Genomic DNA, 10,814 nt, shown 5'->3' with positions numbered 1-10,814 from the left:
CCCTGCTCGATCGCCCATTTGATGAAGCTCTGGTCCGGGTTCAGGTCGAGAATGTAGAACTTGTTGATCCAGGGCGGGCAGATCAGGAGCGGCCGCCTGAGGACGGCCCCGGTCGCCGGCGCGTATTGGATGATCTCGACCAGATCGTTGCGCGCGACGACCTTGCCGGGCGTGGTCGCGATGTTCCTTCCGACCTCGAACTTGGAGTAATCGGCCTGGCGGATGCGCACCTCGCCCTTGCCGGTCCTGAGATCCTCGGCGAGCAGTTCCATGCCGCGCACCAGGTTCTGCCCGTTGGTGGCGACCGTTTCCTTGAACACCTCCGGATTGGAGATCATGAAGTTGGACGGCGACAGCGCGTTGGTGACCTGGCGCACATAGAACTGCGCCTTGTGCTTGGTGTGCGCATCGAGCCCCTCGGCCGTGTCGACAAGCTCGGTGGCCCATTGCGAGGTGACCAGATAGGCCTGCTTGAGAAAGGAGAAGAAGGCGTTCTCGGTCCAGTCCTCGTCGGCGAAACGCTTGTCGCGCGGGGCCGAGGGGACCGCTTCGGCGAGCGAGGGATCGCCCATCCGCTTGATCGAGTTGGCCCATATGTTCATATAGCCCGAAAACAGCCGGGTCTGCGCTTCGAGCGCGCGCTGCGGATCGGACAGCCAGTATTCGGTGACCTTGGAGAAGGTCTTGGCCATCTCGGCGGCCGGCTCGGAAACGGTGTCCCTTGCCTCGCCGCGCTCGCGCGGGCCGACCCATTCGGCGGCCGCTTGGCCCGCCGCCTGCACCATGCGCGCCAGGTTGCGCGCGAACGCCTCGGGATCCTTGATCACATAGGCGTCGATCGCTTCCAGACCCTTGTCCGGGGGGGTGCCCGGATCGTCGTCGCGTCCCTTGGCACTCATCGTTCCCATCCCTGCCCGGTTCAACGCGGGTCGTCTCTTGCGGCGGCCTTGCTGAGGCCATACTAGCGTCTCACAACGATGGCGATCAACCGAAACCAGGGCCGTAGCCGCAGTGCTTAACATCGCGCCATGGCTGTCTTTTTCCGGGCGTCCCGCCCGCATGTGCGCGGCGCTGGCGCTGGCGTGCCTTGCGGGCTGCACGTCGACATCGACGATCGACACCGCCTTTGCGGATCTCGGGGCCGCGCCGGCCGGGGCGTCCGCGCTGTCCTCGCCGGCCGGGATTGCGCCGGGCGCTCCGCTCGACACGGGCGTCTTTCCCAACATCAACGAGGAGCCCCCGCCGGCCGCCACCCATATCACCGACGCCGAGCGGACGGCGCTTTTGACCGAAATGGAAGCGCTTCGGGCCGCTCTGCTGGCCGGCCGCGTTCCGCCGGAGGCGCACGCGGGCCGGCTCGCCGAACTGGAACGGCTCGCCGCGACCCATTCGGACGCGGCGCTGCGCCGCATCGAGGGCGGCCAATAGCCTTTCGGCTCTCGCTTTTTCGCCATCCGGCGGCTATAGCCTGCCGGTCACCGAGGAAAGCTGCGCCATGGAAGAGTTCCACAAGACAAAGCGTCTTCCGCCCTATGTCTTCGAGCAGGTCAACCGGCTCAAGGCGAGCGCGCGCGCGGCCGGCCGCGACATCATCGATCTGGGCATGGGCAATCCCGATCTGCCCACGCCGCGATCGATCGTCGACAAACTGTGCGACACGGTGCGCGATCCGCGCACGCACCGCTACTCGTCCTCCAAGGGCATTCCGGGTCTGAGAAAAGCGCAGGCCGCCTATTACGGGCGCCGTTTCGGCGTCAGGCTGGACCCGGACCGCCAGGTGATCGCGACGCTGGGCTCCAAGGAAGGGTTCGCCAACATGGCCCAGGCGATCACCGCGCCGGGCGACGTGGTGCTGTGCCCCGATCCGACCTATCCGATCCACGCCTTCGGCTTCATCATGTCGGGCGGGGTGATCCGCTCCATGCAGGCGGCGCCCGACGACGGCTTCATGGAGGCGCTCGACCGGGCGGTGCGCCATTCGATCCCCCGGCCGCTGGCGGTGATCCTGAACTATCCGTCGAACCCGACCGCCTATGTCGCCTCGCTCGACTTCTACAGGGACGTCGTCGCGTTCGCCCGCAAGCACGAACTGATCATCCTGTCGGATCTCGCCTATGCCGAGATCTATTTCGACGGCGCGCCGCCGCCCTCGGTGCTTCAGGTGCCCGGCGCCATGGATGTCGCCGTCGAGTTCACCTCCATGTCCAAGACCTTCTCCATGCCCGGCTGGCGCATGGGCTTTGCGGTCGGCAACGAGCGGCTGATCGGGGCGCTCACGCGCGTCAAATCCTATCTCGACTATGGCGCGTTCACGCCGATCCAGGTGGCCGCGACCTCGGCCCTCAACGGCGACGGGTCCGACATCGCCCAGGTGCGCGACACCTATCGCAAGCGCCGCGATGCGCTGGTGCAGAGCTTCGCCAATGCGGGCTTCGACGTGCTGCCGCCGCAGGCGACCATGTTCGCCTGGGCGCCCGTGCCCGACAAGTTCCGTCACCTGGGCTCGCTCGAATTCTCCAAGCTGCTGATCGAGAAGGCCGATGTCGCGGTCGCGCCCGGCATCGGCTTCGGCGAGCATGGCGACGGCCATGTGCGCATCGCGCTGGTCGAGAACGAGCACCGAATCCGGCAGGCCGCCCGCAACATCAAGCGGTTCCTGGCGACCGCCGACACGACGCTGCACAATGTGGTTTCGCTCAATGCGCGGCGTTGATGCCGCAGGGGAGAGCGAAGGGGAAAAGGGTTCATGAGTGAGAGTTTGCGCGTCGGGCTTGCGGGCCTTGGCACGGTGGGTGCGTCCGTCGCGCGGGCGCTTGAGGACAAGGCCGGGGAACTGACCGCCCAATGCGGCCGCCCGATCGAGGTGAGGGCGGTCTGCGCGCGCGACCGGACCAGGGATCGCGGCTTCGATCATGGCCAGATGCAATGGTTCGACGATCCGGTGGCGCTGGCGACCAGCAACCATATCGATGTCTTCGTCGAACTGATCGGCGGCGAGGACGGCGCGGCCCGCGACAGCGTTGCCGCCGCGCTCGCGGCCGGGCGGCACGTGGTGACCGCCAACAAGGCGCTGCTCGCCAGGCATGGTGTCGAACTGGCCGGCAAGGCCGAGGCGGCGGGCGTGATCCTCAATTTCGAGGCCGCCGTCGCCGGCGGCATCCCGATCGTCAAGACGATGCGCGAATCGCTGTCGGGCAATGCGGTCGGCCGCCTCTACGGCATCCTGAACGGCACGGCCAACTACATACTGACGCGGATGGAGCGGGACCGGATTTCGTTCGCCGACTGTCTCGCCGACGCCCAGAGGCTGGGCTATGCCGAGGCGGACCCGACCTTCGACGTGGAAGGCCACGACACCGCGCACAAGCTGGCGATCCTGACGTCGATCGCGTTCGGAACGCGGATCGCCGCCGACGATGTCTACATGGAAGGCATCGCCAACATCGCGCTCGGCGACATCGAGGCGGCGCGCGAGCTGGGCTACCGCATCAAGCTTCTGGGCGTCGCTCAGCGCACGCCCGAGGGAATCGAGCAGCGCGTCCACCCGACCATGGTTCCGCTCGGCTCGGTGATCGGGCAGGTGGACGGGGTGACCAACGCGGTCGCCGTGGAGGCCGACATTGTCGGCACGCTTGTGATGTCCGGTCCGGGGGCGGGCGGCAACGCCACCGCCTCGGCGGTGATCGGCGATCTGGCCGACATCGCCAAGAGCCAGCCCGGACGCCAGCAGGCGCCGGCGCTGGGCCGCCCGGCGGACATGCTGGAGCCCTGTGTCCGCGCCCCCATGCGTGCCCATGCGGGGGGCTATTTCGTGCGCATGAGCGTGCACGACCGGCCCGGCGTGTTCGCCGATATCGCCCGGCACATGGCCGGGCAGGCCATCTCGCTCGAATCGATCGTCCAGCACGGCGCCGCGCCGCATCCGGCGCCGCTGGGCCCCGACGGCCCGCATGGCGAGGAGGCCGGCGCGCAGAGCCCCAAGACGATGATCCTGATCACCCACGAGACCACCGAGCAGGCGATCCGCGCGGCGATCGCCCAGATCGTCGGGGACGGCCATCTGATCGCGCGGCCGCAGGTGATCCGGATCGAGCGGGCCGGCTGACATGCGGCCTAAATCGATTTTGCTTGGGGCGGCGGCACTTTCGCCCTTTCTCCCCGCCGGCGGCTATGGTCTTTGCCGGTCGACGGGAAGGGCTCGATCGGGGTGGGACGCCAAATGAACGAAACGATGCAGACGCCGGGGCTGACGCGCGAACTGTCGCTTGAACTGGCGCGCGTGACCGAACGCGCCGCCGTGGCCGCCGCGCGGCTGCGCGGCCGGGGCGACGAAAAGGCCGCCGACCAGGTGGCGGTCGATGCCATGCGCGCCGAACTCAACCGGCTGCCGATCGCGGGCACCGTGGTGATCGGCGAGGGCGAGCGCGACGAGGCGCCGATGCTCTTCATCGGCGAGGAGGTGGGCGCCGGCGGCGGACCCGCCGTCGACATCGCGCTCGACCCGCTCGAAGGCACGACCGTCTGCGCCAAGAACCAGGCCAACGCGCTGGCCGTCATCGCCATCGCCACCAAGGGAAGCCTTCTGAACGCGCCCGACGTCTATATGGAGAAGATCGCCATCGGCCCGGGCTATCGCGATGGCCTTGTCGATCTGGACGCGCCGCCGGCCGACAATATCTATGCGCTCGCCAACGCCAAGAACGTGCCGGTCAACGAGATCACGGCCTGTATCCTCGACCGGCCGCGCCATGCCGCGCTGATCGAGGCGGTGCGCGATACCGGCGCCGCGATCCGGCTGATCGGCGACGGCGACGTGGCCGCCGTGATCGACACCACCGACCCCGAGGACACCGCGATCGACATCTATCTGGGCATTGGCGGCGCGCCCGAGGGCGTGCTGGCGGCAGCCGCCCTCAGATGCGTGGGCGGACAGATGCAGGGCCGGCTGATCCTCGACACGGACGAAAAGCGCGCGCGCGCCGAGCGCATGGGCATCGACGATCACCGGAAGATATACTCGATCATGGACATGGCCAGCGGCGATGTCCTGTTCGCGGCGACCGGCGTCACCGACGGCAACATGCTGGCCGGCGTGCGCTTTGCGCGCAACCACATCCAGACCGAGACGATCGTCATGCGCTCGCGTTCGCAGACGATCCGCGAGATCACCGCCCGTCATCTGGACATGGACAAGTTCTGAGCCGTGCCGGCCCGCCTTGACGGCGGCGGCGGGCGGGGCGAAGAGTGGCGCATGCCGACACGCCCCGCCTTTCTCGATGTCAGGGCCTCCGCCCGGCAGCGCCGTTGGGTGGAGCGGCTGACGCCGGCCCGGTCGAACGTCGCGCTCGACATCGCCCAGACCCACGGCATTGACGAGATCGTCGCCCGCGTGCTCGCCGCGCGCGGCGTCGGCGCGCACGAGGCGCCCCGCTTTCTCGATCCCACGATCAAGGCGCTGATGCCCGACCCGTCGGTGATGACCGACCTCGGCCGCGCGGCCGAACGTCTCGCCGCCGCCATCGAAGGGCGCGAACCGGTCGCCGTCTTCGGCGACTATGACGTGGACGGAGCCGCCTCCAGCGCGCTGCTCGCGCGCTATCTGCGCCATTTCGGCATCGAGCCGCGCGTCCACATTCCCGATCGCATCTTCGAGGGCTACGGGCCGAACCCGGCGGCGATGCGCGCGCTGGCCGAAACGGCCACGCTGATCGTCACCGTCGATTGCGGCACCAACAGCGCCGCCGCCTTCGAGGCGGCTCGCGGCTCGGGCGCCGACATCGTCGTGCTCGACCACCATCAGGTGGGCGGCCCGCTGCCGGAGGTGGCCGCTGTGGTCAATCCCAGCCGCGACGACGACATGTCGGGCCTGACCTATCTGTGCGCGGCGGGCGTCGTGTTCATGACGCTGGTCGACGTGTCGCGCCGGCTGCGCGGCGCCGGCCGCACCGACCTGCCGGACCTGATGGCGCTGCTCGATCTGGTCGCGCTCGCCACGGTCTGCGACGTGGTGCCCCTTGTCGGGCTCAACCGCGCCTTCGTGGTCAAGGGGCTTCAGGTCGCGCGCCGCCAGCGCAATCCCGGTCTTGCCGCGCTCGCCTCCGCCGCCCGCATCGGCGAGCCGCTCGCCGCCTTCCATTTCGGGTTCGCGCTGGGGCCGCGCATCAATGCGGGCGGCCGGATCGGCGATGCGGCGCTGGGCGCGCGCCTTCTGGCCACCGACGACCGGGACGGGGCGCGCGCGCTGGCCGGCGAGCTCGATGCGCTCAACGCCCAGCGCCAGGCCATCGAGGCGCAGATGGTCGACGAGGCGCGCGCCGAAGCCGAAAAGGAACTCCGCTCGGCCCGTCCGCCGGCGATCATCGTCACCGAAAGCACCCGGTGGCATCCGGGGATCGCCGGTCTGATCGCCGCGCGGCTCAGGGAATCGCTGCGCAAGCCGGCCTTTGCCATCGCCTTCGATGCGAACGGGATCGGAACCGGGTCCGGACGGTCGATCGCCGGCTTCGATCTGGGCCGGCTCGTGCGCGGAGCGGTCGACGAGGGCATCGCCGAAAAGGGGGGCGGCCACGCCATGGCCGCCGGGCTCACGATCAGGGCCGACAGGCTCGGCGCGCTGCGCGCCTATTTCGAGGCGAACGCCGCCGATCGGGTGGACCATCTGGTGGAAAACGACGTGCTGGAGATCGACGGCGCGCTGTCGGCGTCAGGCGTCACCGAAGCGCTGATCGCCAGGCTGGAGCGGGCCGGCCCCTTCGGCGCCGGCAATCCGCAGCCGGTCTTCGCCCTGCCAAGGCACCGGATCGCCCACGTCAAGCCGGTGGGCAACGGCCATCTCAAGGTGTCGCTGCGCGGCATGGGACCGGGCACGCTGGACGCGATCGCCTTCCGGGTCCGCGACGAGCCGCTCGGCGGGATGCTCGCCGAACATGCCGGCGATATGCTGCACCTGGCCGGAACCGTCTCCATCAACCATTGGAACGGGCGGCGGATCCCGCAGCTACGCATCATCGATGCCGCCGTGCCGGACCGCTGACGCGGCCGCCTGCCTCACAGATGGCCGCCGACCCGCGTTCCCGCCTCCAGATAGCGCATCGGATTGACGGCCTGGCCGCCCGAGCGCACCTCATAGTGCAGATGCGGCCCGGTCGACCGGCCCGTATTGCCCGACGCGCCGATGCGCCCGCCTGCCGGAACCCGGTCGCCGACCCGGACGTCGATGCGGCTGAGATGGGCGAAGCGGGTGGTCAGCCCGTTGCCGTGATCGAGTTCGACCATCTTGCCGTAGCCGCCGCTCCGGCCGGCGCTGACGACCGCGCCGTCCGCCGGCGCTCGGATCGGCGTGCCGGTCGGCGCGCGAAAGTCGATGCCCGCATGGAAGGCCGTGCGCCCCAGGATCGGATCGCGCCGCTTGCCGAACCCGCTGGTGATCTTCTGGCCGGGCGCGGGATGCGCGATCGGAAACGCCGTCACTTCACCACGCGTTTCCTCAAGTGCGTCAAGGGCCTGGCGAAGTTCGCTCAAGCCGTTTTCAAAGCTCTGCTCCACGGTCATGGCGTCCATGGGCACGAACGGGCCGCCGGCCGCTTCGATTTCGGTCGGGACGGGGCGCGAGGAGATGGGCAGGCCCGATGCCCTGGCCGCCTCGATGATCGCGTTGCGACGCTCATGGGCCGCGCGCGCCAGAACGCCCATCCGTTCCAGTTGCTCCTGCTCGATCCGTTCGAGCGTGGAGGTGGCCGAACCGAGCGCTGCGAGCGGATCGACCGCGCGGGCCGGCGCGAAGCCCAGCGCGCCGGGCGGCGCGCCGAGCAGCGGATTGGGCTCGATGCCGGAGCCGGGCGGTGAATGCCCAAGCGCGGCCTGGTCGCTCTCCGGCCGCAGAGCCGGCACCGGCAACCGGTCGACGGGTGCGGCCCGCCCGCCGATGCCCTTGCTGCGGGCGCGCTCCACAAGCGGGCGGAGGGAGTTGGAACGGGCCGCAAGCGCGCTCTGGCGCGTTGCCAGCTCGGCGATCCTGCTCTCCATGAACTGTTGATCGAGCAGCCGGTGCGAGGTGATGCGGTCGACTTGGGTCCGCAGCATGGAGACGCGGTCCTCATAGGCGTGCTGCATGCGTGCCTGGCGCAGCAAGGCCGCGTTGAGCAGGTCGTCGCGCATGATCAGATAGCCGGTGGCGAGAAGATGGCCGGCGATGCCGGCGAAGGCGAGCGCTCCGAGCAGGGCGACGAGCCATGGCCGAACCGAAAAATGCCGGATCCGGTCGCCCCGGGCGATGACGATCATGTGCGGCTGCCCGCGGCGCCCGAACGTGACGGATTTGCCCACGATGCCCCAACTCCCGAGTCGAAATCCCTTTCGCCGATTACACTTGGTTAGGGTTAACAAAGCGTTGGCGGCGGTGGCGCCGCCGTGCCCTGGTCGTGAAAGCGGCGGCCCGAACGCGCGGGGGCCGGGCCGCCGCCGGCACCGGTTTCAGCCGTTCAGCGCGCGCGCTTGCTCAAGGACGGCCTCGGCATGGCCGGGCACCTTCACCTTGCGCCAGACCTTGGCGATCTTGCCGTCCGTGCCGATCAGGAAGGTCGAGCGTTCAACGCCCATATATTTTCGGCCGTACATGCTCTTTTCGACCCAGACGCCATAGGCTTCGAGCGCCGCCTTTTCCTCGTCGGCGACCAGCGTGACCGTCAGATCGTGCTTTTGCTTGAACTTGTCGTGCTTTTTGGCGCTGTCGGGCGACATGCCCAGGATCACCGTGTTGGCGGCCTTGAAGTCGTCGACAAGGCCGGAGAAGGCGACCGCTTCCTTGGTGCAGCCGCTCGTATCGTCCTTGGGATAGAAGTAGAGCACGACCTGCTGCCCCTTATGGGCGGACAGGGACACGGTTTCGCCATTGTCGGCCGGAAGGGTGAAGTCGGGCGCCATGGCGCCGGCATCAACAGTGGTCACGGATCGATTTCCTTGTATCGGTGTCGACGTGCTAGCGGGGTCGACGGGTCGGATGGCCGGCGCGGGACGTGCCGGGGGCGTATGCCGGTGCAATCGCCTCGCGGCCCGCCCGGCATTGTCATATAAGGGACGCGCGGCGGGCGTCCATGGCGATTCCCGCATGAACGCGTCACGGTTGGACATCGGCATTGACCTTGGCACTGGGACCTTGGCATTGGCTTGGGCATCGGCTTGAACAGGCACGACACGCATTATGTCCGCTTCGACCGCACGACGATGCGGCCGCTGCATCGTTTGCCCTCGCATGAGGGCGCGCGTCGCGGACCGGTTCCGGCGCCGCTGCTGCCGTTGCCGGGCCGGGCCGTGCGTCGGCACCTGCGCGCGGCCGTCGCCGGCGCGGTTCTGCTTTGCCTGGCCGCCGCCGGCCTTGTCGCCGGCGGGGCGCTCACCGGGCCTGCCGAAAGGTTCGCCGAGGATACGCTCCGGCGCATGGTGCCGGAGACGCTGGCGCTCGATCTGGGCGACACCGACATACGCCTTGCCTGGCCGCCCGGCCTTGCGGTCGGGTTCAACGATGCCGTCCTGACACCCGCGGGCGGCGGCGATGCGGCCGCATCGGCCGGGCGGCTCGTCGTCAGGATCGACCCGCTCAGCCTTTTGTCCGGCGAACCGCGCATCGCCGGCGCGTCCGTCGACGGCGCGTTCGTCGATCTTCCGGCGCTGCGCGCGGCGATATCGCCGCAAGCCGCCTCCGACCCGTTCAGCCTGAACGGTCTTCCCGAGCGGTTCGATCGGTTCTTCGCCGTGCTCAGGCAATGGGGCGGTGTCCATCTCCACCGCCGAGGGGATTTGGCCCTTTCGGTCACCGAAAGCCGTTTCGTCCTGGAAGCGGGTCCGGCGGCCTGGCCTTTTGAGGTCGTGTCCCTGACTGCGCGCGCCGACGGGGCCGGCACGGCGCGCCTGACCGGCACGGTCGGCCTTGACGGCCTTGTTGGCCCTGTCGCCGCCGAGCTGACCGTGCCGCCACCCGCCATGCCTGAAGGCGCGGCGCGCCTCGTGGTGGAAGCCGATGCCGTGCCGTTTCCTTGGCGGCGCCTGCCGACCCTGTTCTCCAGCGAAATGGCCGATCACGCGCCCGGCCTCGTGCGCGCGCCGCTGCCGGGCCGGGCCCGCCTCGAACTGGTGCATGCGGGCGCCGATCCGCGGCGCAACGCGCTGCGCCTTTCGCTGACGCCGCAGGATCTGAGCCTCAAGCTCGCCCCCGACGATTTCGTGCCGGTGACGGCGCCCCTGACGTTCGACTACGGCTTTGACGACCGCATCGTCACGCTGGAGCCGGCGCGATGGTCCGTCGGCCGGTCCACGCTGGAGCTTTCGGGACGCTTTCGCGATGCGATCGGCGCTGTTGCGCCGCAAGGTGCCCCGGCGGTGCCGGTCGAGTTCGACGTCATCGCCAATCGCGGCCGGCTCGCGCCGGCGGATTCGCCGGTCGAACAGCTGCGCTTTGCGGCGCGCGCGCGGGGCACCTTCGACGCCGCCGAAAGGCTCGTTCGCTTCACCGGGATGGAAATGCAGTCGGACGCCGGCGGGGCGATCGCCGAAGGCCAGGTGAGTTTCGAGCCGATCGCGCCCAGCGCGGTCTTCCGTATCGATGTCGACGACATGACCGTGGCCGGGCTCAAGCAGTTCTGGCCGGCGCCGGTGGCGCGGGCCGCGCGGCGCTGGGTGCTCGAAAACCTCGCCGGCGGCCGCGTGGTCGCCGGCCGCTTCGACATTGCCGAGCCGCTCAGGCGGCGCGCACCCGAAACGGGCGCGCGCATCGCCGGCGACAGCCGCATAACGCTCGATGTCGAAGGCGTGCGCTTCGA

Annotated in this window: 8 protein-coding genes and 1 pseudogene; 6 read left to right on the top strand and 3 right to left on the bottom strand. The window is 69.3% G+C overall.

Annotation, left to right across the window (positions count from 1 at the left end):
* Window positions 1-899: pseudogene (locus tag AC5E6L_RS09905) on the bottom strand (class I poly(R)-hydroxyalkanoic acid synthase); the annotation flags it as partial.
* Window positions 900-1,059: 160 nt separating this feature from the next.
* On the opposite strand from AC5E6L_RS09905, the gene AC5E6L_RS09900 reads away from it, so the two are divergent.
* The 5 genes from AC5E6L_RS09900 (at window position 1,060) to recJ (ending at window position 7,033) form a co-directional block, all read left to right on the top strand.
* Window positions 1,060-1,428, top strand: coding sequence for a hypothetical protein (locus AC5E6L_RS09900; protein WP_491772964.1), 369 nt, complete (start codon window positions 1,060-1,062; stop codon window positions 1,426-1,428).
* Window positions 1,429-1,495: 67 nt separating this feature from the next.
* Window positions 1,496-2,713: an LL-diaminopimelate aminotransferase gene (locus AC5E6L_RS09895; protein WP_491772962.1), complete on the top strand. Its 1,218-nt coding sequence runs from the start codon at window positions 1,496-1,498 to the stop codon at window positions 2,711-2,713.
* Window positions 2,714-2,746: 33 nt separating this feature from the next.
* The gene (locus AC5E6L_RS09890) at window positions 2,747-4,105 is read left to right on the top strand and encodes a homoserine dehydrogenase (protein ID WP_491229902.1); all 1,359 of its coding nucleotides are present in this window, start codon (window positions 2,747-2,749) and stop codon (window positions 4,103-4,105) included.
* A 114-nt stretch (window positions 4,106-4,219) separates the two neighbouring features.
* The gene (gene glpX / locus AC5E6L_RS09885) at window positions 4,220-5,200 is read left to right on the top strand and encodes a class II fructose-bisphosphatase (protein WP_491229903.1); all 981 of its coding nucleotides are present in this window, start codon (window positions 4,220-4,222) and stop codon (window positions 5,198-5,200) included.
* Between the two features lie 51 nt (window positions 5,201-5,251).
* Window positions 5,252-7,033, top strand: a complete 1,782-nt coding sequence (recJ, locus tag AC5E6L_RS09880) for a single-stranded-DNA-specific exonuclease RecJ (protein WP_491772959.1) — start codon at window positions 5,252-5,254, stop codon at window positions 7,031-7,033.
* 14 nt (window positions 7,034-7,047) lie between these two features.
* Here the strand turns inward: recJ and AC5E6L_RS09875 are convergent, their stop codons facing one another.
* Window positions 7,048-8,325 carry a peptidoglycan DD-metalloendopeptidase family protein gene (locus tag AC5E6L_RS09875; RefSeq protein WP_491772957.1) on the bottom strand — a complete coding sequence of 426 codons (1,278 nt, stop codon included), beginning with the start codon at window positions 8,323-8,325 and terminating at the stop codon, window positions 7,048-7,050.
* 147 nt (window positions 8,326-8,472) lie between these two features.
* Window positions 8,473-8,946 (bottom strand): thioredoxin-dependent thiol peroxidase, encoded by a 474-nt coding sequence (bcp, locus tag AC5E6L_RS09870; RefSeq protein ID WP_491231031.1) that lies wholly within the window; start codon window positions 8,944-8,946, stop codon window positions 8,473-8,475.
* Between the two features lie 231 nt (window positions 8,947-9,177).
* Between bcp and AC5E6L_RS09865 the strand changes: the two genes are divergently transcribed.
* Window positions 9,178-10,814: hypothetical protein (locus tag AC5E6L_RS09865; RefSeq protein ID WP_491772955.1), on the top strand; the 1,637-nt coding region annotated here is incomplete at its 3' end.

Source organism: Roseitalea sp. (assembly GCF_984466335.1).
The sequence above is the reverse complement of the archived record's forward strand: the minus strand, read 5'-3'. Positions and strand labels throughout refer to the sequence as shown.

What these genes read in the sequence shown, in the direction of transcription:
- AC5E6L_RS09890 (WP_491229902.1), top strand. Translation starts at nt 2,747, where the DNA reads ATGAGTGAGAGTTTGCGCGTCGGGCTTGCGGGCCTTGGCACGGTGGGT.
- glpX (WP_491229903.1), top strand. Translation starts at nt 4,220, where the DNA reads ATGAACGAAACGATGCAGACGCCGGGGCTGACGCGCGAACTGTCGCTT.
- AC5E6L_RS09900 (WP_491772964.1), top strand. Translation starts at nt 1,060, where the DNA reads ATGTGCGCGGCGCTGGCGCTGGCGTGCCTTGCGGGCTGCACGTCGACA.
- AC5E6L_RS09895 (WP_491772962.1), top strand. Translation starts at nt 1,496, where the DNA reads ATGGAAGAGTTCCACAAGACAAAGCGTCTTCCGCCCTATGTCTTCGAG.
- recJ (WP_491772959.1), top strand. Translation starts at nt 5,252, where the DNA reads ATGCCGACACGCCCCGCCTTTCTCGATGTCAGGGCCTCCGCCCGGCAG.